20 protein-coding genes and 1 pseudogene are annotated in these 26,346 nt (G+C 34.7%); 1 reads left to right on the forward strand and 20 read right to left on the reverse strand.

The genetic code is table 11. From position 1 onward, the window contains the following. The 13 genes and pseudogenes from HWV59_RS14485 to HWV59_RS14550 form a co-directional block, all read right to left on the reverse strand. Positions 1 to 1,947, reverse strand: coding sequence for a ribonuclease YeeF family protein (locus HWV59_RS14485; RefSeq protein WP_175639266.1), 1,947 nt, complete (start codon positions 1,945 to 1,947; stop codon positions 1 to 3). Positions 1,948 to 2,497: 550 nt separating this feature from the next. Beyond that, complete coding sequence (locus HWV59_RS14490; protein WP_175639267.1) at positions 2,498 to 3,067, reverse strand: RNase H family protein; 570 nt, start codon at positions 3,065 to 3,067, stop codon at positions 2,498 to 2,500. A 676-nt stretch (positions 3,068 to 3,743) separates the two neighbouring features. Further along, positions 3,744 to 3,929 carry a DUF2187 family protein gene (locus HWV59_RS14495; protein WP_175639268.1) on the reverse strand — a complete coding sequence of 62 codons (186 nt, stop codon included), beginning with the start codon at positions 3,927 to 3,929 and terminating at the stop codon, positions 3,744 to 3,746. Between the two features lie 430 nt (positions 3,930 to 4,359). Further along, complete coding sequence (locus HWV59_RS14500) at positions 4,360 to 5,376, reverse strand: aldo/keto reductase (RefSeq protein ID WP_175639269.1); 1,017 nt, start codon at positions 5,374 to 5,376, stop codon at positions 4,360 to 4,362. A gap of 96 nt (positions 5,377 to 5,472) precedes the next feature. Beyond that, positions 5,473 to 6,447, reverse strand: a complete 975-nt coding sequence (locus HWV59_RS14505) for an aldo/keto reductase family protein (RefSeq protein ID WP_175639270.1) — start codon at positions 6,445 to 6,447, stop codon at positions 5,473 to 5,475. A 167-nt stretch (positions 6,448 to 6,614) separates the two neighbouring features. Then, positions 6,615 to 7,175: an NAD(P)-dependent oxidoreductase gene (locus tag HWV59_RS14510; RefSeq protein ID WP_407941635.1), complete on the reverse strand. Its 561-nt coding sequence runs from the start codon at positions 7,173 to 7,175 to the stop codon at positions 6,615 to 6,617. Then, positions 7,175 to 7,506: pseudogene (locus tag HWV59_RS14515) on the reverse strand (NAD(P)-binding domain-containing protein). Before HWV59_RS14515 ends, HWV59_RS14510 begins: the two are co-directional and overlap by 1 nt. Before the next feature lie 412 nt (positions 7,507 to 7,918). After that, the gene (locus tag HWV59_RS14525; protein WP_175639273.1) at positions 7,919 to 10,516 is read right to left on the reverse strand and encodes an FtsX-like permease family protein; all 2,598 of its coding nucleotides are present in this window, start codon (positions 10,514 to 10,516) and stop codon (positions 7,919 to 7,921) included. After that, entirely contained in the window at positions 10,513 to 11,196 is a 684-nt protein-coding gene (locus tag HWV59_RS14530; protein ID WP_175639274.1) for an ABC transporter ATP-binding protein, read from the reverse strand. The genes HWV59_RS14525 and HWV59_RS14530 overlap by 4 nt, the downstream gene beginning before the upstream one ends. A 122-nt stretch (positions 11,197 to 11,318) precedes the next feature. Beyond that, positions 11,319 to 12,326, reverse strand: a complete 1,008-nt coding sequence (locus tag HWV59_RS14535) for a sensor histidine kinase (RefSeq protein WP_175639275.1) — start codon at positions 12,324 to 12,326, stop codon at positions 11,319 to 11,321. 1 nt (position 12,327) lies between these two features. After that, the gene (locus HWV59_RS14540) at positions 12,328 to 13,017 is read right to left on the reverse strand and encodes a response regulator transcription factor (RefSeq protein WP_175639276.1); all 690 of its coding nucleotides are present in this window, start codon (positions 13,015 to 13,017) and stop codon (positions 12,328 to 12,330) included. 51 nt (positions 13,018 to 13,068) lie between these two features. Continuing rightward, entirely contained in the window at positions 13,069 to 13,452 is a 384-nt protein-coding gene (locus HWV59_RS14545) for a MazG nucleotide pyrophosphohydrolase domain-containing protein (RefSeq protein WP_175639277.1), read from the reverse strand. Positions 13,453 to 14,351: 899 nt separating this feature from the next. Beyond that, the gene (locus tag HWV59_RS14550; RefSeq protein ID WP_175639278.1) at positions 14,352 to 16,082 is read right to left on the reverse strand and encodes a hypothetical protein; all 1,731 of its coding nucleotides are present in this window, start codon (positions 16,080 to 16,082) and stop codon (positions 14,352 to 14,354) included. Between the two features lie 122 nt (positions 16,083 to 16,204). Between HWV59_RS14550 and HWV59_RS14555 the strand changes: the two genes are divergently transcribed. After that, positions 16,205 to 17,491 carry a DNA cytosine methyltransferase gene (locus tag HWV59_RS14555; protein ID WP_175639279.1) on the forward strand — a complete coding sequence of 429 codons (1,287 nt, stop codon included), beginning with the start codon at positions 16,205 to 16,207 and terminating at the stop codon, positions 17,489 to 17,491. 795 nt (positions 17,492 to 18,286) lie between these two features. On the opposite strand, the gene HWV59_RS14560 is transcribed toward HWV59_RS14555, so the two are convergent. The 7 genes from HWV59_RS14560 to HWV59_RS14590 all read right to left on the reverse strand — a co-directional run bounded on the left by HWV59_RS14560 (position 18,287) and on the right by HWV59_RS14590 (position 26,269). Further along, positions 18,287 to 19,276, reverse strand: a complete 990-nt coding sequence (locus HWV59_RS14560) for an HNH endonuclease (protein ID WP_175639280.1) — start codon at positions 19,274 to 19,276, stop codon at positions 18,287 to 18,289. A 17-nt stretch (positions 19,277 to 19,293) separates the two neighbouring features. Beyond that, a complete protein-coding gene (locus HWV59_RS14565; protein ID WP_175639281.1) occupies positions 19,294 to 19,617 on the reverse strand; it encodes a nucleoside triphosphate pyrophosphohydrolase in 324 nt (107 codons plus the stop codon). 24 nt (positions 19,618 to 19,641) lie between these two features. Beyond that, on the reverse strand, positions 19,642 to 21,129 hold the full coding sequence (locus HWV59_RS14570) for a DUF2357 domain-containing protein (protein WP_175639282.1): 1,488 nt from the start codon (positions 21,127 to 21,129) through the stop codon (positions 19,642 to 19,644). Beyond that, a complete protein-coding gene (locus HWV59_RS14575; RefSeq protein ID WP_175639283.1) occupies positions 21,104 to 23,350 on the reverse strand; it encodes an McrB family protein in 2,247 nt (748 codons plus the stop codon). Before HWV59_RS14575 ends, HWV59_RS14570 begins: the two co-directional genes overlap by 26 nt. 274 nt (positions 23,351 to 23,624) lie before the next feature. Next, positions 23,625 to 23,834 (reverse strand): hypothetical protein, encoded by a 210-nt coding sequence (locus tag HWV59_RS27300; protein WP_175639284.1) that lies wholly within the window; start codon positions 23,832 to 23,834, stop codon positions 23,625 to 23,627. 153 nt (positions 23,835 to 23,987) lie between these two features. Further along, on the reverse strand, positions 23,988 to 24,164 hold the full coding sequence (locus HWV59_RS14585; protein WP_175639285.1) for a hypothetical protein: 177 nt from the start codon (positions 24,162 to 24,164) through the stop codon (positions 23,988 to 23,990). Between the two features lie 167 nt (positions 24,165 to 24,331). Continuing rightward, entirely contained in the window at positions 24,332 to 26,269 is a 1,938-nt protein-coding gene (locus HWV59_RS14590) for a glycoside hydrolase family 127 protein (protein ID WP_175639286.1), read from the reverse strand. Positions 26,270 to 26,346 lie beyond the last annotated feature (77 nt).

Genomic DNA, 26,346 nt, shown 5'->3' on the forward strand with positions numbered 1-26,346 from the left:
TTACCTCCTTAGACCTTCTGGTAAATCCATAACTCCATTTTTCATTCTATTGCTTGCCCATTCATTTAATCCTCTAACAAAACTTTCATAATCAGTAGCAGAATCTATAATCTTTAAAATTTCATTATGAGCTTTTGTTGAACCTCGACTTCCATGACGGCCGGGAGGATTTACAAATTCAACATCTTTAGTTAAAGATCTCATTTCTTTTATAACGTCCATACTAATACCCCAATGTTTAAATTTTGGGGTTCTTGCAACAAGATGCCACTCATGGTATCCTCCTGGACGTCTTATCCTATCTTCTATCTTACTTCTCAAATGTGGAACATTCCACATTTCCTCAAATTCCTCAACTGATAATTTATCAAACCACATATTAAATTGATTATTTCTAACTGATGGAATTCGAACTTCTTTACCCGTACCCTTAGCAATAACCCCTACTGCATCTCCTGAACCATCACTACCACTCAAATTCTTCCCAAAAGAAAACCTCGAAACAGCCTCTTCAATCCTCTTTTTAACTTCCTGAGAATTCATCACATTAGATAGTATCGGTTTTACCCCATCTGCCCCAGCATACGCTAAATTCATATTCTGATTTCCAAAAAGAACCCGCATGCCACCTCTTACTTCATCATAAACATACCGCGCACTAGCTTTCGTATTTGTCGCTAGCTTATGCATCTGGTTAAGTGTTTCTTCTTTTACTAGTTTACCATTTTTCACTAAAGTTGGCACGAATGGTGAAGCGACCAAAGAAGCACCTAGGATACTATTATATAAACTCGCTTGTCTTTGAACATCTGTTAGTTCATTGCCAAACATATCTTTCCCTGTGATATATTCACTAAGTCCGTTTGCGGATGCCAGGCCGTAGATTCCAAGTTCTGCTTTTTGGAGATTTGAAAATGTGCTGGTTGTTTTGTAAACACTTAGTGCTTGTTCGGCACTGTTCATTCCTTTGGCGGTTTTGTAAATTGCACTTCCACCTTTGAAGAGTCTTCCTCCCCAACCGACAATCGGTATGAATCCTGCGGTGGCCATGGCGCCAGCGGCTACTCGTTGACCATCTGTTAGTTCTTCTCCGGTAACGGGGTCAACACCATCTTTTGCACGGAGAAAATCATAATACCCAGTTGCTTCTCCAGTGAACGTTTTGACAGTATCCCATGCTTTTTCGTATATCGGACGGTTTTCTAGTTCTTCTGCCTTTTTTAACTCTTCTCTAATTTTTTCCTGATCTTCTTTAAAAGAAAGGTAGTCGTCTGCGTATTGCTGGACCTCATCTGAAAGTTGATAGGCTTCACTCGCTTTGTATGCTTGAGCATCGAAGTTGATTGGAGAAATGGCGTTACCTTGTGCTGTTGCTTCTAACAGTTTTTGGAAAAGAGCCCCAATATGGAATTCTGCATTTTCTGATAACTTGTATTCCTCAAGTAATTGTTGATCCAATGCATCAACATCTTTGACGGTGTTTTCTCGCTTTTTCTTAGCATCATCCATTGCGGTATTGAAATCATCAGCAGAAAATGCTTCGAGATTAACAATATCGTCAATTCCATCAATAATTTTCTGTAGATCTTCCCGTTGGCTCTCTACCATTGCGATATGGTTCGAAGCATGGATAGATAGATCAGTTTCTAGAAAGTTGACGTCTACCACTGTGTCACCTGATAAATCAATATCCGCTATAGCTCCTGATACACCATTTAGAAAAGCAATTTGCATGTCAACAAGACGAAGCAGGCTATCTGCTACATCTATTTGCGCCTGATAAAACCCTTTTATGGCGTCTGCCCCTTTACCTTGTAAGGCATCATCCAACTGTGTAATATCTGTAAATTCTTTTTTTAATGTGTCAATTTTATCGCGAAAATCTGTGTACACTTTCGCCCTATCTTCCATTGATTCTATTAATGTCTTTGTTTCTAATACTTTCAAGTCGTCATCATCCCTCACTTCCTGGTTTTTTATGTATAATCATGGCTAATGAGTTAGTATCGTTTTATATTCGTCTTTGATCGAAATGTCACACTTATTACATATAACATATTTATCCATTTAAGTGGATAATTTCATATAAATGTAAATGTAATCGAAACTTTTTACTTACATAGCTTTTTGTAACCAGGAAATAAATCACATATTAAACATAATAAAACCAGTGATATAGTACTAAGATAAAGGGAAATCACTAAGAATATGAGGACTCTAGGGAGTGTATTAAAAAATGGACTGTGTATCCCATTTTTCAATAGAAATAATAAAAATAAACATTATATTTTCTCACACAAAATTAACAAGGGACTTAGAATGGTGAAGGTGTTTGAACCGAATACTTTAGCGATTAAGGTGTTTACTAAAATCTACAATTGAAAGTTACTTTGAACTAGAGCGGAGATGCTTCTGAACAAAATAAAGAACACTAATATGGAGCTTTTTTTAGCATTATGGTGAAAAGTAGTTTTTTTCGAAAAAGATAATAGTACATTTAATCTTTATTTAGAAGCTTTCTTGCAGTATTATGAGCTGATTTATAAAATGAATTGTGAGTTTGTAAATCTTTAACCAAATACTTAATAGATAGATTTAAATTAACATTAGACTGTATGATTTGTAGATACATTCGATGGGTCTCTTTTTTTATTTTCTCTAATTCATCTTCTTTAAGTTCAAATACGTCTTCCATTATGAATCCTATCGTACTTACGTCAGAATAAATAACAACCTCACTTCCTGTACCGATGTATTTATGAAAATGGCTAAGTGCAAAATTAAGAGCCTTTAATTCTCCGTATATATTAGAACTTTTCATTTTATTAGGGAGATATACAAGTTGGCTTTTAACAATAATCTTGCCATTCATTACATACGTGCATGCTATAGCACCCTTGCCTTTTTCAGTAGCAATAGAAGTATCACAATATATGTATAAAACGTCATTACTCAAATACTGTTCGTATATCCATTCCTTTTTATCCTCTTGTATTCGGTGAGCATACTTCCCCCAGAAATTTAGTTTTCCCACCTGAGCATTAGAAGATCTACTTTTACTGTTCATTTCACACCTCTTTTTAAAGATTACTCATTTTTGCTTGGTGCTGCTGCTTCCTGCTCATTATTCTTCTATTCATTGTGATCACATAAAGTTAGTTCTATATTCTTACAAATTTAATAGCACCATAGAATTACCGTCCCTTAATAAAATAGGAAAATAAAAAGGATAAAACCCAAAACATTTGAAAGTTCTAGGTCAAATATTTAAAGAGGTGGTTGTCGTTAAATAGTTTTTCAGGTTCAAAGAATGCAACTTAACTTATGATCTTCTGATGCTCAAAGCAATATACTTTACCATTAAACTTTTTATTGGATAAACAAAATGTCTTTACTTTATCTGATACATTTTTATTAAGTTTCATGGTTGTCTCCTCTATACTAATAACTAATATATAAATTATGGAATAAAAAGTAGAGCTCATGAGTTTTATCGACTCATGAGCTCTATTTTTAAGTATTTTATTTTACTATAAAAACAACACGAAAATTCAAGTCTTTGATAATGACTTACTTCAAGGAATAATATGATTCTCTTCTAGAAATCTTTTCAAGTAAAAAGATTTAAGTTAATGCAAAAAATATCCTCAAAAATAAAAGGGGTATGTTCATTACTCTCTTCTACTAATTGGATCCTTAAGGTAATTAAGTTTAAAAATTTATTGATATTAAAAATAATAAGATCAACCGTTCGATTTTTTTAATTTGTAATTTTTATGATTCACAATAGTTTTAAGCGGTTCATTTTTTTCTTTTGACATGCCGTAATCGACCATAACAGAATTTTCCCTGATCCCTGATACGACTCCTTCAAAGGTTTCACCCTCGCGTTTAAAAGAAATTACATCACCAATTTTTGCAGTCGCCATTTCCATCACCTCGCATTTATAATGTCCAAAAAGGGCGAAGAAATACAGAAACAGTTTCTTACATCTTGTAATGAAAATCGAGATATTCTTTCTTTACCAATATAAAATTTTAAGATTCCGGGTATCATATGGACATATACTTTCTCCATTGTTATTTTCTAATAATTCATTAATATTATATACAGATCCCCTATAAATAACTTATTTTGTATAACTGAGAGAAAAAAGGATAAAAAAGAAGGGAACCTCAAAGATTAGTTCAATGAGGGTCCTCTTCTTATAAACTAATAATTCGTCTACTGGTGGTCAGGGTCTAACTAAATTCTAATTACAACCATTTAATTACTCTAGCAGTTTGATAGGTACATAATGCAATGAAAAGAAATAATTGTAAAAGGAATATCTTATTTTATTGGGGCAGATCTAACCTCTACTCTCTACCTTTCGTGCGCTGATTTATTGCATCGATATCATAAGGATAGCTAACAAACAATTCACTCGCTTTATTTAAACGTTCTAGTTGATCATTTGTTAAAGACCATCCAGCAGAACCTAAGTTAGCTTCAAGTTGTTCCATTGTACGTGCTCCGATAATTGGGGCCGTAACACCGCGGCTGTTTAGAAGCCAGTTGATTGCTGCCTGAGCTGGAGTCTTACCCGCTTCATCTGCAACACTATATAACGTATCTAACAAATTCCATGTGAAATCGTTATTGTACTTATCCCATGTCTCACTATAGCCTTTTTCTTCAGCAACAGATATCCGAGAATTTTCTGGTGGCTTGACCATGTCTCGTGTAAACTTACCACTTAACCATCCTCCGCGAAGCGGACTCCATGGGATCACGCCCAGACCCTCATTTTCACAAACATCAATTAATTCGTACTCGGTAGCGCGACATAGCAAATTATATTGAGGTTGTAAGCAAACAAACTGTTCCCACCCTTTTTGGTGACTTAAGTCTATTGCTTTTTGAAGCTGCCAGCCTTTAAAGTTACTTGCTCCAATGTATCGAACAAGGCCTTCACGAACTAGATCATTTAATGTACTTAACGTTTCTTCTAAAGGTGTTCGAGGATCCCATGCGTGAACCTGATAAAGATCGATGTAATCGGTTCCAAGTCGGCGTAGACTTTCTTTAACACCAGAGATAATATGTTTTCTGCTTAGCCCAACATCATTCGGCCCTTCCCCCATAGGGAAACGAACCTTTGTTGCAACAACATAATCATCACGATTTTGGTTGTTTAGCCACTTACCGACGATTTCTTCAGAAACACCACGAGTATAGACATCAGCAGTATCTATAAAATTTCCGCCTTCTTCAGCATAACGGTCTAATATACTGAAACTATCTTTTTCACTCGTTTCACGACCTAATGTCATCGTCCCAAGACAAAGCTCACTTACTTGTAAACCTGTTTTCCCTAGATAGCGATATTCCATTGAATCACCACTCCTAATATATAATAGTTAATGTAAACCTAATTTATTTTTCAAAAAGAAGCCACAACTTGAATGAAAGCCAGTTGGTTCACCCTTTTACCAAATAGGTACAAATCCATCAATTTCTCTTAAAATGGCTTCGATTTCAGTTAATACATCATTAGAAAGTTCAACTTCAGCGGCTTTCGCATTTTCAATTACCTGTTCCGGTCGGCTTGCTCCGACAATTGCAGAACTAACACCAGGCTGTCTTAATATCCAGGCAACGGCTAATTGGGATAATTTAATTCCTAAATCATTTGCAATTCCTTCCAAGCGGGCAACTCGTCCTAAAACATCATCATTTAAGTAGCTTTTAATCCAACGATTGATGTTGTCATTGGCTGCACGAGTGTTGGAAGGGATATCCTGACCTGGTTTATATTTACCAGTAAGAATTCCTTGGGCTAAAGGTGAAAAGACAACTTGTCCAATCCCTTCTTTTTCAGAAACTGGTAAAACCTCTTTTTCGATATAGCGTACAAGCATGTTATAGATTGGTTGATTTGAAACGAGTGGTCGTAGATTTTTTTCCTTTGTTATATGTACAGCATCCGTAATCTGTGCTGCTGTCCATTCACTAACACCGTAATATAAGATTTTTCCTTGCTGAACTAAATCATCTAATGCACGTAATGTTTCTTCTGTTGGTGTTTCTTCATCAAATCTATGACATTGATAAAGATCAAGATAATCAACACCTAATCGTTTTAAGCTAGCATCGCATTGCTCCATGATGTGCTTTCGTGAAAGACCTCGATCATTCGGACCATCTCCCATAGGAAAAAACACTTTTGTTGCAAGCACATAGCTTTCTCTAGAATAAGATTTAAGGGCTTCACCAACCACTTTTTCAGCCTCGCCTCGATTGTATGCGTTTGCAGTGTCAAAAAAATTAATACCAAGCTCATAAGCCTGATGAATACAATCAATAGCGTTTTGGTTCCCTACTGTTTCTCCATAAGTTAGCCAGCTACCAAGTCCAATTTCACTAACTTTTAACCCACTATTCCCTAAACGACGATATTTCATTTTGAATCACTCCTGCTATGATTTTTAGTTTATGAAAATTTGTTTCAAGAGGAAGGACGAGTTACCTAAAAAATGATTCTATTTCTATTGATAAGACTGAGCACAATCGGTGAATACCTTTTATTTTTATGTAAAAGATCAAGAGAGATATTTACTTTTACAAAACTTTAATTCATTTTTACTTCGATTCCTGCTAATTCTTCATACAATTTTATTACTGCACTCATATCTTCGCCCCCATATCCTTTAGCTCTTGCCATTTGAAACATTTCTTTTACTAAGGATAATACTGGGGTAGGTAGTTCAAGTTCTTTTGCAACATTAGCTGCTAATCCTAAATCTTTATAAATAAGATCAGTCTTAAAGTTAGGAGAGAAATCTCTGTTCAATACTTTCGGGCCTTTATTTACCATCATTCCGCTACTAGCACCACCACCACTGACGACTTTAATAAATAGCTCAGGATCGACCCCAGATTTTGCTGCCATCGTTATGGCTTCTGAGAAAGACAATAAATTAATAGCACCCATCGTATTATTAGCTAGTTTTGTATATGAACCTGATCCAGTTTCCCCCATATAATAAGCTTGTTTCCCCATTATATAAAATAGAGGCTCACACTTTTCATAAATTTCTTTCTTTCCTCCAACCATAAAAGTTAGAATACCTTCAATTGCTTGAGGTTCACTGCCTGTAACAGGTGCATCTAACATTTCAATACCCTCGATTAAAAGGTTTCTGCTATTTTCTTAGTTGTATTCGGCGAAATTGTACTGCTATCGATAACAATTAAGCCAGGGTGTGCTCCTTTAATAATACCTTTTTCACCTAAAATAACCTCTTCAACAGCCTGATCCGCAGTTAGCATAGTAAAAACAATTTCGCTTTTTTTCACAACTTCTTCAGGTGAGGATACAATGAATGCGCCTTCTTTTTCAAGGACTTCAGCTTTATTTTTCGTACGATTATACGCAACAACTTATAGCCATTTTTTAATAAATGACCAGCCATTGGAAGACCCATTGTACCTAAACCGATAAAGCCAACTTTTTTTTTCATTATCCTCCTTGTATTATTGTATTAAATTAACAAAGTTCTATTTTTAGTATAAAATGTAACGCTATTCCTTTAATAGTACTGAAATATTTTTGATATAATAATAAATAAGTTACTTACTATAAAATTTATAGTAACTTTACTCAGGGTGAAAAACACGGGGACGGATCCACTGTTTCCTTTGGTAAACTTTTTGAAACATACGAACCGTCACGGTGTTTCTCCTAGCTTTTGTCGTTCATCCGCCTTATGAACGACAGTAAAGCCTTTATTTTCCTCGCTTTTATTGTTCACCAACATTATAAAGAGCCTACCATCCAACTTGCTTGCCCCAATCATGCTATCAAAGCTGCCACAGAAATAAACGCTATTCTTTTTACCAAGCTCCATTTCCTTTCATATTTTCAGACAAAAATCAAATACTCTCTTGTTTCAACCCATCAATGATGTTCTCTTTTTTAATTTTTTGAATCGAGTAAAGCATAGACAATCCAACAATGATGAACATAATGACAATGACAAATGCCACACTCATCCATGGGATCGCAAACCCGTATTCAAACGTTTGGCGTAGTCCAAGGTACATCAAATACATGATGATTCCGCTAATGGGGATTCCGTATGTTAGTGCTTTCATTCCATAAAAGATACTCTCGTAGTTTATCATTTTATTGAAGCCTTTTGGTGTCATCCCTACTGAACGTAGCATAGCGAATTCTCGTTTACGGAGGGCAATGCTTGTTGAGATGGTATTAAAAATATTGGCTATAGATATTAACGAGATTAATGTGATAAATCCGTATGTGAAGACTGACAACAAAAGGACCATTTGCTCTTGTTCTTGTCTTCTTTCATATACGTTATAAGCATACATATTTGATGATAGTGCATCATCCAATACTTTCTGTGTGCCAATTGGGTCAGATGAATTCATATACAAATATGGTTGAACTTCACTTTTTAGCTGCTTATTTGTTCCGATTAGTTTGTCGAGCGTTTTTTGTGTGACAATAAGATCAATTCCACCGACGCTTGCTGTTTGGACGCCCATTGGAACTTGGTCTGTTAATCCAGCAATTTTTACCATATTTAAAAATTCCTGATTTCCATTACCTTCATAATCCATCGTAACTAAATCAAGCATCTGACCAACTTCGCTAAAAATCGTTTTTGATACAATGATTTTACCGGTTTCGGGATCTTCATATGATGTTTTTTCTATAACAATCGCACTAGGCTGATCGACATTTTCCAGTATGTCACGATCTGCTCCAATTCGATTTGCATATTCTTGAAAACTATCAGTATCTAGTGCATGAATCGTTGCGTAATAAGGATATTTTCCGTCCTTAAGACTAGAATTGTCCTCTTTCACGAAGTCACGTACTTCTTTTGATGCCATTTTTACATCGATCATCGCATTCACATTCACTTCATTTAGCAATGTTGAATCCGTAACATAGTCAATGTTTCTAAGCGGTCTTAGTTCCTCTATGCTTATCCCGGATCCATGAACCTGGATATCGTAGCTAACATCGCCTTGAGCTAGCTCTAGTGATTTTTTAATATTGTCTGTGAAAAATGAAACCGCTAAAAATAAGACAATACTTATAACCAATGAAAACACAGTTGCTTGATATCTGCGTTTATTTCGTTTTAAGTTTTTAAGACCTATTTCAGCTTCTATCCCGAACAAACGGCGAACAAACTTAGACGTTTTCACTGCTTTTTGCGTTAATTTCACATCCTGCGTTTGACGAATTGCATCGATTGCTGACACTTTTGAAGCTCTTTTAGCAGGGTAAAACGTTGAGATGAAAATCGTTACGACAGAAACAATACAAGCGACCATTATAGAAGCTGGCGTCACAATGACCTCTAGATTTACCGATGTATTAAGTGCATCGTGTAGATACGCATTAATAAAGGCAAATGTGACCATCATACCACCAATTCCAGAAAGTAAGCCAAGAGGAATACTAATGGCTCCGATGATGAACCCTTCAAAAAATACAGAATTACGTTTTTGTTTTTTCGTAGCACCAACACTCGAGAGCATTCCCAAATGTCTAGAACGTTCAGAAACACTTATCGCAAATGCATTATAAATGAGTGCCACTGAACCAACAATAATAACAAGCATGATGATTCCCAAAAGTGTGAACAATGTGGTAAATAAGTTTTCATTTTTCGTTACGCCATAAAATCGAAGTAATTCCGTATTATAACTAATTGTTTCAATGTTTATATTATGTTGTTTAGCAAGTTCTTCCGCATGCTTAAATAGTGACCTTTTCACCTTTTTTACATCAACGACTGCATCTACTTTTTCATCATTGCTTACTACACTTTTATCGATATAGCTTATGATTGTATAGCCTGGTGCCCATGAAGGCTCCCATTTTGGTCGTTTAATCTTACCAACGATGGTAAAGGTTTCTGTTGATTGAATCTTGAGATCTTCCGCTACTCCATTTTCATCTATTGTTAAACCATACGATTGATCTAGTCCCTCTTCTTGATTGTTACTAACACGAGTTCCAATATCAAGAGTAAGCTTGTCACCAATTTCATACTTTACTTTCGCATTTTTTTCAATCTCATTAGAAATCACTACCTCGTTTTCAGCATGAGGTAGACGTCCTTCCGATACCTCAATCGGAAATTGCTTGAATGCAGTTGTGTCATATTTTTTTATAAACAAATAGGGCTTACTATCATTTTCAGAATCTGGTAAGTATGCATATCCAACGTCTTTTGATAGCATGATCTTTTCAGTTTCATGATCCTTTTCAATGGCTTTTAGTTGTTCTTTATTTACGTCCTTATATTTAACATGCCATTCACCATTTTGTGCGATATTCTCGCGAACCGTTAAGTTCAAAAACGATACACCTAGTGTTGCAACCGCTGTAATCATGGCAACCGATATGATTACACCTATAATGGTTACGAGTGTTCTTCGTTTATTTTCTTTAAGATGTCGAATCGTAAGTTTGTTGATAATGTTCATGGACGGATCACCTCATCCTTAGCAACCCTTCCATCTTCAATGGAAATGACACGATCCGCTTGTAGAGCAATACGTTCATCATGTGTAATAACGATCAGTGTCTGGTTAAACGTTTTATTGAACATTTTTAAAAGCTCAATAATCTCCGCACTGTTCTTACTATCTAAATTGCCAGTTGGTTCATCTGCTAACATAATGGCCGGATTACTGATAAGAGCCCGTCCGATTGAAACGCGCTGTTGCTGACCACCAGAAAGCTGGTTAGGTAAATGAGTTAATCGATGTTCTAATCCTAATGTTGTGACGATGTTTTTCATTTGCACTGGATCGACTTTATGCTCATCCAGCAGCATTGGGAGAGTAATATTTTCCTCTACTGTTAAAATCGGAATCAAATTGTAAAACTGATAAATAAGTCCGATTTGTCTTCTTCTAAAAATTGCAAGTTGCGTTTCATCCAGGTCATAAATATCTGTTGAATTAATGAAAACCTTCCCGCTTGAAGGTCGATCAACACCTCCAAGAAGATGTAGCAGCGTCGACTTCCCTGAACCTGAAGGACCAATAATCGCAACAAACTCCCCTTTTTTCACTGAAAATGAAACATTATCAAGTGCTTTAACCGCTGTATCACTCTTGCCATATACCTTAGACAGATTTTCAATTTGTAAAATATTCATTATCTTTTTCCTCCATATATCAATCTTACATTTAGTTTATCTGTCTAATATGACAATAAAGTGACTAGCAAAGTGACAATTTATTCACATTAATGGGACAGGCGGTCAGGTCCGTTGCCCCTTTAAATAACCTGTTTATAAAATTTAATAATAAATTGTGTTCCTTTTCCAACTTCAGTTTTCACTTCAATATCACCTTGCTGACTTTTGATGATGCTATATGACATTGCAAGGCCAATTCCAACGCTATCTTCACCAGCATTTTTTCCTTTGTAAAACCGTTTGAATAGATAAGGCAATTCTTCCTTTAGAATTCCCTTGCCATTATCAGTAAGAAGTATCTCGGTAAATAATGCGTTTTCAGTAAACGATATGGTCAACTTTCCGCCTTGCTGTGTATGCTCCACACTGTTTTTCAAAATATTGAGTATCGCCTCAGCTGTCCAGTTGAAGTCACCAATAAACGATACTTCTTGATCGCCTATTACCTCTATAGTTTGCTGCTTAATATCCATCGGGATTAAAACAGGTTGAATAGCCCTTTCAATTAACTCGGAAATAAAGATCGTGTCTTTTTTAAAAGGAACCGTTCCAGCGTCAATTTTCGAGAGTTTTAATAAAGAAGTTACAAGCCAATCAATTCTTTCTAGCTGAACTCGTATGTTATTGGTGAACTCTTCTCGTTTTCCTTCATCAAGCTTTGCGTCACCTAAAAGATCAGCCATCACCATCATCGATGTTAATGGGGTTTTAAGTTGGTGCGAGATATCTGAAATGGCATTCGTTAACTTCACTTTATCCTGCTGTAACAGTGAACGATGCTCAGATAGCATTAACGTTACTTTATAAATATCACTTTTTAAAATACTAAGTTCACCTTCATAATTATCACGAAGATCAAGTGTATAGTCACCACTTGAGATTTTACGTAAATATCCCGACAGCATTTCAATTTCACGGTATCTCCATTTTGTAAAAAGTAGGCTACAGGTAATGAGCAGAACGGAGGTTAGAAAAACCAATAAAGCTGCCTCTACGCCCGAAATAAGAAAGTACGTAACCACAGTAGATACTATCGTAATAAAAAGTAACGCTAGTAGAAAAATTTGAATCTCTCTGTTTCGTAGCATCCTAGTCACCAACCTTATAGCCCATACCACGTATCGTTTTTATAATGGTTGGATTTTGCGGTTCATCTTCTAGCTTTTCACGTAATCTTTTTATGTAAACCGTTAATGTATTATCATTGACAAAGTCACCTGCTACATCCCAAATTCGATCAAGCAATTGAGTTCTGGTGAGAACCTGTCCAACATGGTTCCCAAAGATTAGAAGAAGACGATATTCCAATGCAGTGAGCAGCACCTCCACCCCATTTTTATACACCTTGCCTTCTAATGTATTGATGCGGATGTTTTTGATATCAATGATATTTTTTGATTGTGCTGTTGCTTGCTTATTGTATCGGCGTAACACTGACTTAATTCTAGAAAGCAATTCTCGTATTCGAAACGGCTTAGTAATATAATCATCAGCCCCCATATCAAGTCCCATCACAACATTGACTTCATCATCCAAGGCTGTTAAAAAGATAACCGGCTTATCTGAGCTTTTCTTCACCAACTCACATAGCTCATAGCCACTTCCATCTGGTAAAGACAAATCAAACAAGCACAAATCAATATCATGTAGCTGCTGCATAATCACTTTATTTGCCTGTTCAGTATTGTAGCAAACAACAGTTTCGAACTCCTCCTGCTTTAATGAGTAATCTAGACCCATTGCAATTGTTTTATCATCCTCGACAAGTAATATTTTCATATCTAACACCTTTTCTTGATTCGTTTCAATCTTTATTATTTAAAAACTGAACTATTTTTTAACGATACCCACGTCTTTGTTTTTTCTATTCCTTACTTCTTCCATCTTCTGATAAAAGCTTTCCTCTAAATCAATGTCGAAGTAATTAGCAAATTTAGTGATGTAGGCAAGACAATCAGCAAATTCATTCCCGAGTTCATTTTTTACGCTAGCCTTCGCCATTTCAAATGCTTTCTCTTCATCCATTCCCTCATTAATAAGTGTATTCGTCATATTAAAAGCTTTACGTAATTCTTCAGCTATCTCAGCAACCTCAGTGGTTAGTAGCATGTAATTATTTAATAGAGAAGCTTTTGTTCTTTCATAATGATCCGTTTTGATTTCCCAGTTCATCTCGTTTTGATATTGCTTTGAAAACTCTTGTAGTTTTTTCATCTCTGTTATCCCTCTTTTGTTCTTGTGTATTAGTATGATTATATAACTTATTATCATTGTAATATAGAATAAGTTACTTTCACCGCTATACTAGCTGATCGCTATAGATGGTCTTTTTTAATAAGAAAAAACACTTTATTCTTATTATTTCTAAGAAGAATGAAGTGCAAATATAGAAAGTTATGAAGTTTTATATATATAAGGTAAGACTGTACACAAGCTAATTATTATCTACTATCTTCTTCACCATTAATCATGGTCAGATTTAATATTTCTGATGTGCGAACGATCATACAATAGCTAAACGTGATCACTTTCTCATTTCGATTCTTAAAAACACAGTTTGTTGGTGTTCACTAAAATTTATAACTTACTTTTACATAGATAGCTATATCTATATCTCTGACACACAGTTGATGAAAATCATAGTTTATCGATGTCCTTTACCTATTCACTAAACGCTTTGTTCACCCTTAAAACCCACTATAAACGTTTGTTCTTACGCTAGTTTTACTAAGAATACAGAAAGGTATCAAATATCAACATTTACCCTTAACAGAGACTTATTAAAAAGAAATATATCCTTTTAAAAAATACTCACTATCTTCAAGTATTCTAGAAAGTCTTTATTATGTGTTGGGGAAATTGTGTGGCTAAAATAAGGTAATGTAACTTATATACATGCCCTGAACATAATAAACACGGGGACAGATCTACTGTTTTCTTTTGTAAACTTTTTGAAACATACGAACCGTCACGGTGTTTCCCTTTACGGGGTATTTGTCAAAAAGACATAGGCTTAATTATTATTTTCAAGTAGTTTTTATTATTGCACAAAAAATGCATTTCATCTTTTCCCCTTCTATCGATTAAAAATAGTTGATTAATTCTTTTAACAATTATTCACTTACAAAATTCACTTTAAATTCACATGCTAGTTTTAATGAAGACCACCCCTTAGCTTGTCCCGCACTAAATTTTACTCTTAATGATAGTTCCTCATGGTTATCATTCCATCTTAAAGTTGTCTGTATTGGACTAGGGTACTTCGGAAATACGGTAATCATACTGTTAACATTACCGTGTTCCAAAATAACGCTATCATTCTGTTTATAAAATGTAATGACTATCATTGAACTACCAAGAAGTGCTTTAACACCTTTACGTAATTGTCCCTGGTTAGCTTCACTCAATCTTTGACCTAAAACTGCTGATACTTCTTTTAGACTTTCTGTATGATCAATTACCTCATGTAAAAACTTTTCTCTTACCTCATTAACCACTTTAGTAAGAGATCCAATATCAAAATATTGCTCACTTAAAATTTGACCAATTCCAGGATTTTTCGCAGTAATTTTATTAGTTTTTCTTGTTAAAGCCTTTAATGATATAGATTCCTCAATATATTTGTTGTCAACTATTAATATTAGTTTTAAATCACTAGTATCAAGTCTATCTTTAATATAATTATTAGGTACTAACTGAATACCATCAATTATATACTGGCTATATTTCTTCCGAAGGTATTCAAATAGTTTTTTAATAGTAATTTCGGAGGCATCTTTTAAATTTAACAAATCACTATGTGTTATTACTGGTGCATATTTTTCTAAAATAATTTGAAATTCTTGCGGCTCTATCTGATTTATTTCTGGTTTTGTTTTAAGAATTTGATAATAAACCATGGCTTCATTACATTTTCCTACAGCGTTACTAATATTTTGAGATTTTGTCTTGTTATGTTTATTTATGATTTCCTCAAACTTTATTAAAGTACTTTTATTAAATTGCAAAATATTTTTTTCAGTAGGAAACTGTTCATAACTCGTAGCTAATTTAATTGAAGAAACAGGGCTACTTTCAAATTTAAACCTAAGAAGTAGCGACTCTTTATCACATCTAATACCTATTGAATAATTTCCTTTTTTATAAATTTTAATGTCTTTTTCAAAATTTATATCACTTTTAAATTCTTCCACAAACAAACATTTGTTCTCTTTGGTGTATCGGGTTATAATATTAGTACTATCAGACATTAATAATACTTTAAAGGCATTCCTAATCCCTGTTTGACCTTTATTAAATTCATCCTTCATTAATTGAAAACAATACTCTCTAAGGTTAAACAAAAAGATTTGTCGATTAGATTCAATTTCTTTTGTAAACTCAGGAAAGTAGCTTTTTACTTTTTTCTTAATACCTTGTATATTATCATAAGTAGTTTTCTTTTCCCGTTTATTAACTACTACTTTCAAAAAATTGTAATACTCATTCTTAAAGTAATCATTAAAATAATGTTGTAATTCTTCCGAAAGAAAATATTTTTTAAGGAAACTTAGTGCTCCTATGTTTTTGGGTTGTATGGAAGCATTTCCTTTAATGTAGAAAAGGTTTACTTTGACTTCTTCGTAACTATGAAGACGTAAACAAAGATCAGGGCTAAAATCAGGTTTTTCAGTTTCAAATTTATTTATTATACTTTTAATATTTGGATAAAGCTTAACGATATAATCAACAGTTTCTCTCGTTGTTTCAGAGTATTCATTTATTGATTCATTATTAATATAGTTATTTAATGCTGAAGAAACATCCACTACATGTTGATCGCCAATTCTACGAGATATTTTCATCATTTTCACTCCTATTTAACAAACATTTTAACTCATTTTTTGAAAGTATTACACAGAATAATAAATACTGACCTTTTTTTATTATTAATGTTAAAATAATCAAGAGTCTTGGAGGTGCTTGTATGAGAATTGAAGAAAGAGGTAGAGCGAAATACCGACCATTAAAGGAATATGATATTGATAAAGTTAAACTTTTATTAATAGATAAAATAAAACATGAACAAGAAATGGTACTTGCCATGGCTAACGTAGATGAAATAGACGAAATAGATCTAGATTTTAACAAAATTAATTTAGTGAGTTTGTTTTCTGGATGTGGTGGTTTAGATCTTGGTGTCGAATTAGCAGGATTAGATGCAGTAATTGGGAGACAGAATACTAATCTTGCCTTATCTAATCAAAATAATTTTAATAAGAATAGAAATAAAAGTATTTTTCATACTATATATTCAGTTGATATGTTTAAGGAAGCAAATCAAACCTATATGCTTAATTTTCCAGATTCTGTGATTCAGAAAGAAAAGGACATAAGAAAAATAAATTTTTTCCCAACATGTGATATTGTATTGGGCGGCTTTCCTTGCCCTGGCTTTAGTGAAGCAGGTCCTAGATTAATTGATGATGAACGTAATTTTTTGTATATCCACTTTATTCGCTGCTTAATACAAACTAAGCCTGCCTTTTTTATTGCAGAAAATGTTAAAGGTATGTTAACTCTAGGAAAAGGTGAAGTAATTAAGCAAATTATTCAAGATTTTGAATCAGCGGGCTATAAAGTAAAATATAAACTTGTTAATGCAAGAGACTATGGTGTACCACAACTTCGAGAACGTGTATTTATTGTAGGTGTTAGAGAAGACATTGACTTTGAATATGATTTTCCTGCTCCTACACATGGTAACAATGACAATCAAAAACCATATGTCACATTAAAAGATGCTATAGGGGATTTAGAAGCAGATCCAGGAGAATGGTATGAAGGAAGCTTTTCATCTATTTACCTCTCACGTAATCGAAAAAAGCAATGGGACGAACAAAGCTTCACAATTCAAGCTTCTGGTAGACAAGCCCCACTACACCCAGGTGGTAACCCAATGAGAAAAGTTGGACCTGATAAATGGGAATTACCCGGTAGTGTAGAGTCGCATAGAAGACTTTCAATAAAAGAAATAGCACGAATTCAAACTTTCCCTGATTGGTTTAAATTTTCGGATGGGAATCAAGCTATCAGTACTAATGGCAGATTAAATAAAATATATAAACAAATTGGGAATGCAGTCCCTGTTGAACTTGCTAGGGCTATTGCCTATCCTATCGCAGAGTGGAGTTTGAAAAATATAGAGACAGTAATCGAAAAGAGAATAAACTCACAACAACTTGAATTATTTGATTCAATCAACAAGAATTAGACATTAGTATTGATATTCAGATAATTGACTTATGGTTATAAAATTTCAATAACAACTTTGATTATTACATCCCCTTAGACAACATTTTAAATATTTCTATATTGTCTAGGGGGATTTATACCTGGCAACTAATGCCATCTTCACACCTTAATCTACTTGCTATTTTCTCGCATCTATTCTTCATAATTATGGGCTTTCGAAATTAATGATCCATATTCTTTCGTGATAAAATCCAAAACTTTTAGGTCTTATAGCTATCGATTTGTACAATGCAATTATAATCCAGTAGTTGTTCTTATCGATTCTTTCTAAGTACATTCATTATTCGAGTGTACCTTTGTTTATATAAACAAAACATAGCAAGCTGAAGCCTGCCATGTTTTATCAAAAAAATATCCTATTTCTAAATTAAAAATTCTAATTAATCAGTTTAAAAATCTTCCTAAAAACTGGAATTGGATAATAAGAGTTACAGAAACAGGAAAAATTATGGACCAATAGACTAGTTCATCTTCTCCATTTAAAGGTGTTAGAAAAGAGAAATAGAGGCAAAAACCGAACATTATAAGTGTAATATTCGGTTTTCTACCTTTAAATACGAATTTAATTTATGAAAACACTGGGCGGATCTACTGTTTTCTTGGAAGACTTTTTGAATCAAACGAACCGTCCCGTTGTTCGTATTGGTGGCATTCGATCTTGTATTTTTGAAAGAAAACATTAAGTTTACATAATATTTTTCTGGTAAATATGATGGTTCTAGTACAAAATTTCATTAAAGATATGAAGCACCAACTATTTAGGCAACCATATCGAATCAAACCCATTCTTAATCGAATAATCATAAAGCATAATAATCTTTTTTGACTGATAATTATTCATTAAAGTTTTAATGGAAGAATCCTCCTGTTTATCACTTAATGCTTGATTCCTATCAATAATTAATTCTAAATAGCTTCTCGTCGGTAACTTATCACTTTTCGAACTGTTACATGTATGACAAGCTAAAACAAGATTCCATATATGATCCGACTGAACAAATGACCATGGAATGAAATGATCAACGTGAGTTTCTCTCTTGCTATCGGATAATTTCTTACCACAATAGAAGCATTCAGCTTGAAAATAGGTTAATAGTATTTTCTCAAAAGGCTTTAGCGTGGATCGCTTTGCAATGCTCTCTACTTTCCCTAACAGATAATTAATACTTGGTACTTCATTTAGTTGTTCAATCATGGCTGCCATATGGTAATTTGTCAGGTTCACAATTAGTCTTTGATAGTTCAGCATAAACGCGTGAACAGAAGGGTTAAGTTTTAGGACCTCTTTTTTATGATCAAATGCATAAAAGCTTCCTCTGGTATCTCCATAGAGTGCACCGTATACATTTTCTTTCATTGTTGTCTTAACTCTATTAACTAGCTTCACCTGTAATGAATCATCGATTTTATCAAAAACCATTTCAGAGGGAATGCCATTTTTGTTTTGTTCCTCTTTAATAATTGAAACCACTCTAGCTGTTTTACCTCTGTTTTGGTTTAACAAGTTGTGATGGACTATTAAGTTCCAATAGATCTTAGTAAACGAATAAGCTAGTTGATCGTAAGTTAATTCAAATTCTTCATTTATTTGATACAAATTTTCTATTAACGCTTTAATGAGTGCATATTTGTATGTAGACGATTTGACAGATTTGCTTGATAAAACGATGGTGTATATTCTCCATATGTCCTCATCAGTTAGGTACGTCTCTTTTAGCTCACCGATTTTTAATTTATGGCTCAATACCTTTCCTCCTGAATCTAATCTTCCACATCAATCAGGAAAATTTTTTCCTGAAAACCTCCACGCTTTATTTGTTTTGCTTTGCGAATTTCTTCTACTGCTTCAAAATTAGACCCATGAACAACCGCCAGACTATGTATGATTTCCAACACATCTGCTAGTTCCTCTAGTGCTTGTTCGTCTGTATTCGCTTCTTGATATTCAATAATTTCTTCATCTAATTTTGTTCTTAACTCTTTTATATATTCATCTTCATTTAATTGTTTTGTTCGGAATTCCTTACCTGAAGCCTCTATGATCTCAGGTATTTTATCTCGGACTAGTTTGTTATAGGTTGGCATAGATCCCATTCCTTTTTGTGCTATTTATAATATTCTTTCTACCCATTCCTTAAAAATCTTACTATTTTCCCCCGGTGAGAAACAAAACGCTCCCATTCTATACCTCTCATGAAACCCACCATCATAAAAATCCTTTTCACTCGGCATATAACACTCAGTCGTAGTCAAAATATAAACCTCTTTCACAACCCTCTTATCATCATCTCTTGCTAAAATCCCATCCCTATACTTATGCATCTCTCCAAGCGCCATCGGAAGATTAGCAGGAATCCGGTATTTAGGGTCCATGACATACAAATGATTCTTATAATCAATGACGATATCAGGGATCATTCTTTGCGTGTATGTGTAGTATGGGTTTGTATTTGATTGAATAATCTTCTGGTAGATTACCTTTCCACCATTATTAAGCTTTATCACACTTTCTTTGTTTTCAGCCAAACGTAAGAAATGGTAGCCGTCCTTTTTGGTGAATAACTCAGCAGTATCATTTAGTTGTCCAAGTTCACGTAGGGTACGAATGATCTGCATGAAGCACCACATTTCATATAACAGATACGTGTCTTTTAAACTCAACTTTTGTTCGATATCAAAGGTAATGGTTTTAAATTGATAAAGTGACTGAAACCATTGGTACCAAAGTCTGTAAACGGGATGCTTTCGAAACACTTGAGTTATTTTTACAGGTCCTGAATGAGGCCTTAGTCCTTGTAGGAATTCTGTTTTTTTCCATAGACTGATCCAGTCCAGATATTGAGAAGCTTTTCTTTGAATATCAACATCATTGATAAGTCTGTACGTTTTTAGTAGTGACTCTAGCTCATTAAGCTGTAAGAGAATGACTCGATTTTCGTACACATTATATGTTTCTTCTACTTTTGTTGTTTGAATGTGGCTTGGTAGCTTGGTTGGTGTTCCACCAAAGCTTTCTCCATACCGTTCCAACCATGCGATGCTTCTTGGTGTCACAGACTTTACACGTTCGCGTCTCATTAATAATTCTTCTTTGCGTAGATTTCGTAATGGATGTGCTTCGATTTTTTGAAAGGTGTTTCTTAGTTTGTATAGGGATGATTCAATATACATCCACTGTAGCATGGAGCATTCTCTTGTGAATCCGCTCGTTGATATATTCGTTTCTAATCCAGATTGTTGAAAACAAATGCTTGCTTCTTTTAATAACTCATCTAAAAGGCATTGGTATTGCTGCACTGTTAGCTTCCGATGATCGGTATACACATAGTTTTCAATCGTATCTTCGGCTTCTTGAGTGCTGAGTGTAAATGAAACAATTCCACTTTGAAAGGGAGTTTCAAAGACTCCCTCCCAGCCTTCATGTGTTTTGGTCATTGGTAAGGAAAGGTGCTGCATTCTAAATTGAAATGTTCCCTTTGATCGTGTTTTCCATCGATAGATTTTTGCTTCTTCAAGATAGATTTTATTTAGTGCTACCCAGTTTTTTTGATGATCATCCCATACAGTTATGTTAACGCCAGAATTGAGTGGAGCCATATCGCTCTAATTCCTCTCTCATGCGTTCTATATGTTTATAAGATTGAGCTTTATCGCCAAACTGTTGGAAAAATAAGTTTGCTAGGGTGTCTAATAAATCTGTGATTCGTTCATCCCCTCTAATTTTTGGGATGACCTTTTCAGCTACAACACGATCTAGTGCAACTAAAGGCTCCATTCGAAGCTCCTCAGCTAACATACTATTTTTATACAATTTGCGAATCATTTCATTCATTGTTCGATAACCAAAGTGTAGGTCGTATGTTGTAAGATGTCGATGAATCGTTAATAATAAATCCCATTCTGTTTTGACCGTTTTCTTGAATTTTTCTTCTAAACGATCCCAGAAGCTTGAAAAATCAACATCTGATAAAGTCATAACAAAGGAGCGATCAAGTACTTTGTCCGAAATACTATGGGTTGTTTCATCAACGTTAATCGTTCCAATGACATAGAAGTTGTGCGGGATTTCAATCGTTTTAGGTACATCCTTTAGATCATCTATATTGTGCAGCTGAATCGGTTTTCTTGATTCAACCGCACTTAAATAGTCGCTTAAATAATACTCCACTCGAGCCAGGTTCATTTCATCTAAGACGATAAAGTGTGGCTTGTCTTTTTCTTCGTTCGCCTGCAGCAGCATATCTAAAAACTCGGTTCTCATATATCGTTTTTCAAACGAACTGTAGTAGCCAAATAGTGATGTCGCATCCATCCAATCTGGTCGGACTGGAACGATTTTTAAGTATGGATTTTCCTCGCTATAATCAAGTCCGTATACGGCATTGGCAAATACACGGCATAGCTGTGTTTTACCTGTACCGGAAATACCACTTAAGATGACAAAGTGCTTGTCGTCTAGGCTTGTTAGGTTTAAGTAGAAATCTCTTATAATATCGAGTGAGAACGTGAAACCACTTTGTTCGACAAGGTCCAGGATGCTGGCGAAGTCGAAGGAACTCTCCAATTCTGGATCAAACTCTTCGTCCTCTTCTTCAGAAGGTTCAGGTGCTTGAACTCCCTTTGGAAAGGTTAGAAACTCAGTTGTATCAGCAAAAATAGCTGCTGCTGTTACAAGGCGTTCTTTTATTGTTGAAATAGGTTCTGTAAAGCTTTCGTCAACTCCTTTATATGTTCCAACATAAAAAGTATTTGCAGCACTTAAGTTATAGTTATGATTTCTTAATTCTTTTACTGAAATTTCCTGATAGATTTGATTTTCATTGTTTTGGTTATACTTACCTCGATGGTAAAACGCCTTTTTAATATACCAATCAAAATTTGTTTGATTCGCAAGTTTACGGATTCGATGAAAAATCTGACCGTAATTGCCAATAAATATTCCAATAGATTCGTGCGGATCACGAGTAAAGTATCCAATATGTCCTTCTGTAATTAATTGATCTTGATCATATATGTAAAACATTTGCTTATAATCATTTGTTTTTACCTTTTTTACTTCTTCATCAATGATGACTTGATATGATTTGGAGAAAAGTTCTATATTAAAAGGATCTGTTCCTTCTTGGATTCTCTTAATCAATAACATCGCATGACTATGCTCAGCTGCTTCTTTTTCTAGAACGCTACGCACCGGGGTTAATTTTTGATATGTATCCCAAAGCTGATCAACAACTTCCTCTTCTTCTATCAACCCCTCCAGCAGTACAATTTTTCCGAAGTAAATGGTGGGCTTTCGTTTATTTTTTATGTACTGCCAAATTCTATCAGTAAACTCATTTTTATCGATAAAGTTCTTTTTCTCTTCAATCGTAAAGATTTGAAGATCATCATCTAGCTCCTCTACCATTCTCTCAAGTTCATGGATCTGTGATCGTTTCGATAAAACCCAAAATGGATAAAAATCAGAGCTCATCATCATGCGGATTTCACGTGATGCTAAATGGAACTCAAGTTTTAGGATAAATAATGGACTTTCATATAATTTCTCATCAATTAATTCCACGAAGCCCTTGTTTCCGTAGTGCTGTTTCTTTTCTGCGTATTTAGGATTTTTTGAATCTGTAATCGTCGTTTTAATTGTTTGTTCATGTGTATGTATTTTTAATTGAAGTAAATAAGAATCACGTTCACTGTATTTTGCGATAAAAGAGTCCATGAGTCGTCTTGCTAATGGCTGGACTTCATCTAGGATTCTTTGGTTTCTTATGGTTGTATCTTCTATGTTCATTATTTCAACTAGATTGTTTGCTTGTATCATGATTGTCACTTCCTTAAATAGTAAGAATATACCTATTACTATTTTAATACATAAAATTCAGATTTTTAACTAAATATGAAGGTTTTTGTCAAATCCAATTTTTATTGGCTAATTGATATGTAGGACAAATTTCAAACTTTCAAATACGAATTTAATGATAGTGAATCCTTATTACTTTGTATTCATTACTTTTCAATCTCTTATACTTTCGCGACTTGCATTTTCCATTCCATCCGTTGTAATGACGAATATTACTTTATCCGCTCGTACATCATCACTTGTATAAAATGACATCAAATTTACTACTACTAGACAAAGTTATATCCTGCGGCAGACAGCAATTCGTCTGTTCATCTTCATTTAGCTTTAAAGCAATGGCAAAGGCTGTTTTCTTTTTAGGAGAGTACTCGGCTTCATTTTGTATTTTTGAAAACAAGCGACGACGATCAATATTCGCCCATTTATAGGTCTCAACGTCCGTCATCCCTCTTTCATCAAACAGCCGTAACAAACGTTCCGAAAATGACTCATCAAGCTCTTCTACTAAATGTGCTTAGTAAAAGTGCCTGTCACCACCCGAAGTTTGTCGATATGTTTCAACATACTTCGGGCAGTGACAGGCACCTTTATTATTAACCTATCGAATAAAGCCTTCAAATCCCTCAAATGAATTTAAAAACGTGTGAGCTTTCCCAAACTGAATACCTCTATAATCTTGGGCACGAGCAACTTGCTTATGTTTAGCAATATCCACTCCCACAATTAAGGTTTTTTCTGTCAGTTGTAAAATCCTATCATTTTGTTTAAAATTCATGTTGAGTCCTCCTTGGTCTATTTAAGGGTCCTATTGCTGCGCAGCTTTGAACACCTAGTATCATACCAAGGGGACTTTTTTTATTCAAACCTCATTTTGCTTTATTGGAACCGTATTTTCATACAGATCCCTGTTCCTTTTCAAATTAGATTATTTCCTATCTTCTATTATCTTTTCTCATTAATCCAAACAATCATTTCTCCTGGTTCACGGTTACACCAAGCATAGTAAGGTACAGCCTTAATTTGAACAGGTGTAGTTTGATCAGAAACAGGACGATACAAACTATTCCAGTCAGCCTCTACAATTCGTTCAGCTTCACCAGAAATGACAACAACACCATCAAGTAAGTCTGGAACAAATTCTGCCGTTAATTCAGCATCTCTTGGTAAGAAGAAACCATGTAGATTTTCATCATTATCTACTTGCTCAAGGCAATAAACAATTGGTCCACGTTGTAATGCCACTTTTCCAACATTTTGACGGACCTGAGGGTTTGATTGGATACGTTCAATGACCATCGGGAATACGAGCTCTACTGTATCTTCTGCTTTCCAATTACGGTTAATGTACACATAGCCATTCTTTAACAATGGAATATGATCAAATCCTTCTCCATTAATTTTCACAGTTGCTCCTTTTGCCCAACCTGGAATACGTAATGCTAATGTGAAAACTTGCTCTTTTTCAGGATTGATTTGGATAGACACATTTCCGTCCCATGGGTAATCTGTTTTTTGAATAACTTGGACTTGCGTTCCATCCACTTCAACTGTTGTTTCGTTACCCATATAAAGATGCACAAATAATTCTTTTTCCTTTTGAGAGTAGATATAATGGCCAATTGAGGCAATTAATCTAGCTAAGTTAGGTGGGCAACAAGCACATCCGAACCATGGCTGTCTCACTGCTTTAACATGCTTTTTATCGTTCCGCTTTTCACTTGCCTCTGGTAAAACTTCAAGTGGATTCACATAGAAGAACTTTTTGCCGTCTAAATCCATTCCACTAATTGTTCCATTATATAATGCAGTTTCCATGACATCAGCATATTTACTATTGGCTTCAAGGTTAAGCATGCGATTTGCCCAAAATACTAACGCAATAGATGCACATGTTTCAGTATAAGAAAGGTCATTTGGCAGATCATAATCAAACGAGAATGCCTCTCCGAATACCATTGAACCAATGCCACCTGTTACATACATTTGTTTTTGAGTAACATTCTCCCATAGTCTTTCAGATGCTTTCTTTAGTTCCTCATCGCCGATTTTTGCAGCAAGATCAGCCATTGCAGTATACATATATGTAGCACGAACCGCATGCCCTACCGCATTGTCTTGTTCTCTTACAGGTTGATGTGCCTGATGATATGCATAATCGTTATTAAACCAAAACGGTCTTTCATCTTCTCTGTTCTTTTTTTCAATATCAAAGTAATGCGGTTGTTTACCACGCTCATCGATAAAGTATTTACTTAGATTTAAATACTTTTCGTTATTAGTTACTTCATATAATTTGACTAAGGCAAGCTCTATTTCCTGATGCCCAGGGTAGCCTTTTAACTTCTCTTCTTCTGGTCCAAAAACAGTATCAATGTAGTCAGCATAACGAGACATAATATCAAGGAATTCTCTTTTACCTGTTGCTTTGAAATAAGCAACTGCCGCTTCTATTAGATGTCCAGCACAATAGAGCTCATGATTATCCCTGACATTTGTCCAGCGTTTGTTTGGTTCCTTAACTGTATAATATGTGTTAAGATACCCATCTTCTCCTTGCGCTCTACCTAGTAACGCAATCACTTCATCAGCTGTTCTCTCTAGTTCTTCATTTTTGTGGTTTTCCAAACTAAATGCTACTGCTTCTAGCCACTTTGCTACATCACTATCCTGGAACACCATTCCATAGTACTCACCTTCAGTTTCTCCCGCTGCAATTTTAAAATTTTCAATTGCATGACTTGGTGATGCACCTGGGATTCGATCGTTCAATGCTTCCCATTGATAAGGAATCACTTGATCGCGTACAACTTCTAAATAATGTCCCCAAAATTTGTCTGTGATTTGAGTTTTATTTGCCTTGTTTTCAATTGTTTTTTTCATAAGCTTTCATCTCTCCTAACAAATATTTTTTTAGATAACGATTGATAGCGATTACATCAATATAAGAATAGCAGTTT

This window comes from Metabacillus schmidteae, from assembly GCF_903166545.1.
Lineage (GTDB): Bacteria > Bacillota > Bacilli > Bacillales > Bacillaceae > Metabacillus > Metabacillus schmidteae.

What these genes read in the sequence shown, in the direction of transcription:
- HWV59_RS14490 (WP_175639267.1), bottom strand. Translation starts at nt 3,067, where the DNA reads ATGAACAGTAAAAGTAGATCTTCTAATGCTCAGGTGGGAAAACTAAAT.
- HWV59_RS14495 (WP_175639268.1), bottom strand. Translation starts at nt 3,929, where the DNA reads ATGGCGACTGCAAAAATTGGTGATGTAATTTCTTTTAAACGCGAGGGT.
- HWV59_RS14500 (WP_175639269.1), bottom strand. Translation starts at nt 5,376, where the DNA reads ATGGAATATCGCTATCTAGGGAAAACAGGTTTACAAGTAAGTGAGCTT.
- HWV59_RS14505 (WP_175639270.1), bottom strand. Translation starts at nt 6,447, where the DNA reads ATGAAATATCGTCGTTTAGGGAATAGTGGGTTAAAAGTTAGTGAAATT.
- HWV59_RS14525 (WP_175639273.1), bottom strand. Translation starts at nt 10,516, where the DNA reads ATGAACATTATCAACAAACTTACGATTCGACATCTTAAAGAAAATAAA.
- HWV59_RS14530 (WP_175639274.1), bottom strand. Translation starts at nt 11,196, where the DNA reads ATGAATATTTTACAAATTGAAAATCTGTCTAAGGTATATGGCAAGAGT.
- HWV59_RS14535 (WP_175639275.1), bottom strand. Translation starts at nt 12,326, where the DNA reads ATGCTACGAAACAGAGAGATTCAAATTTTTCTACTAGCGTTACTTTTT.
- HWV59_RS14540 (WP_175639276.1), bottom strand. Translation starts at nt 13,017, where the DNA reads ATGAAAATATTACTTGTCGAGGATGATAAAACAATTGCAATGGGTCTA.
- HWV59_RS14545 (WP_175639277.1), bottom strand. Translation starts at nt 13,452, where the DNA reads ATGAAAAAACTACAAGAGTTTTCAAAGCAATATCAAAACGAGATGAAC.
- HWV59_RS14550 (WP_175639278.1), bottom strand. Translation starts at nt 16,082, where the DNA reads ATGAAAATATCTCGTAGAATTGGCGATCAACATGTAGTGGATGTTTCT.
- HWV59_RS14555 (WP_175639279.1), top strand. Translation starts at nt 16,205, where the DNA reads ATGAGAATTGAAGAAAGAGGTAGAGCGAAATACCGACCATTAAAGGAA.
- HWV59_RS14565 (WP_175639281.1), bottom strand. Translation starts at nt 19,617, where the DNA reads ATGCCAACCTATAACAAACTAGTCCGAGATAAAATACCTGAGATCATA.
- HWV59_RS14570 (WP_175639282.1), bottom strand. Translation starts at nt 21,129, where the DNA reads ATGGCTCCACTCAATTCTGGCGTTAACATAACTGTATGGGATGATCAT.
- HWV59_RS14575 (WP_175639283.1), bottom strand. Translation starts at nt 23,350, where the DNA reads ATGATACAAGCAAACAATCTAGTTGAAATAATGAACATAGAAGATACA.
- HWV59_RS27300 (WP_175639284.1), bottom strand. Translation starts at nt 23,834, where the DNA reads ATGACGGACGTTGAGACCTATAAATGGGCGAATATTGATCGTCGTCGC.
- HWV59_RS14585 (WP_175639285.1), bottom strand. Translation starts at nt 24,164, where the DNA reads ATGAATTTTAAACAAAATGATAGGATTTTACAACTGACAGAAAAAACC.
- HWV59_RS14590 (WP_175639286.1), bottom strand. Translation starts at nt 26,269, where the DNA reads ATGAAAAAAACAATTGAAAACAAGGCAAATAAAACTCAAATCACAGAC.